Origin of the sequence: Gluconacetobacter asukensis, assembly GCF_014174375.1 — a bacterium.
Lineage (GTDB): Bacteria > Pseudomonadota > Alphaproteobacteria > Acetobacterales > Acetobacteraceae > Gluconacetobacter > Gluconacetobacter asukensis.
On the sequence record NZ_JABEQE010000052.1, the window covers coordinates 1 to 1,113 of the forward strand.

Consider the following 1,113-nt stretch of genomic DNA (forward strand, 5'->3'; position numbering starts at 1 on the left):
CCGGACCAAACGCCGACCACGCCGAAAGCCCGCCCCACGCCAGAACCGCAATCAACCCACCCAGCAGGCCAAGGATCAGCCACCCGGACAGACGCACCAGGCCCGCAAACACAGGGTCCCCCACACCGCCGGTCGCGCGGGGCTGAACAGGAGAAGCCGCGGCAGACGACGCGGACGAAGACCCGGACGAAGACCCAGGCGAAGGCGGGGGCGATGTTTGATCCATGCGGACTCCGGACAGCAGGACGCCCCACATGGAAGCGACGTCAGGATCGGCCGCGCCGGACCGGCGCGAACGCGCGACCATTACTGGAGCGCACCCCGATCCGGCAACCTTCCATCGCCCCGTCTCAGTGCTTTATGGCGATCCGATGCCAAAGCGCGACAGGCGCTCGATCACCAGATCGAAGTAACCCTCGGCATCCACCCTGTTGAGAACAAGGGCGTTCGGATGCCGGCCGGTCACGCTCCACCAGTCGATCACCGTCATGCCCCGCGTCAGCGTTCCGTGGCATTCGACCCCGACATGCGCCAGCCGGCCGCTGAACAGATCCGGGCGCAGCAGCGCCGCAATCACCGTCGGATCATGCAGCGGGCCGCCATCCGTGCCCCACTGGCGCGCGTTGAAGCGCTTGTTGAAGGTCAGCAGATGATAGAACGCCTCGGCCAACGGCGTGCCGATCGCGCGCAGCCGCGCCATGCGCGCCGCCGTCGTCAGCGCCCGGTGCGTGCAGTCCAGCGGGATCATCGTAATCGGAACGCCCGATTCGAAGATCCGCGCCGCGGCTTCCGGGTCGACATGGATATTATATTCCGCCGCCGGGGTGATGTTCCCACCCTCGGTCCGCGCCCCGCCCATCAGCACGATCCCGTGCAGATGTTCGGCCAGGCGCGGCTCGCGCGCCATCGCCAGCGCGATATTGGTCAGTGGCGCCAGGCAGCACAGCGTCACGCTGTCGCGCGGGCGGCTCATCACCAGCTCGACGATCCGATCAGGGGCGAAGCCCCATAGGCGCGAAGGTAATGGATTGAATTGAGTGTCCGACTTATGATTCAAGAGAAAGATGCGTTCTGTATCTCTTCTTGGCGGGGATTGGGGGTCTGTTGTCCGCG

At 65.9% G+C, this 1,113-nt stretch carries 1 protein-coding gene; it reads right to left on the reverse strand.

Features of this window, described 5'->3' with window-relative positions; all coding sequences use genetic code 11:
* Nucleotides 1-358: 358 nt before the first annotated feature.
* Nucleotides 359-1,057, reverse strand: a complete 699-nt coding sequence (locus tag HLH35_RS19665) for a nucleoside hydrolase (protein ID WP_275944268.1) — start codon at nt 1,055-1,057, stop codon at nt 359-361.
* Between the last annotated feature and the right edge of the window lie 56 nt (nt 1,058-1,113).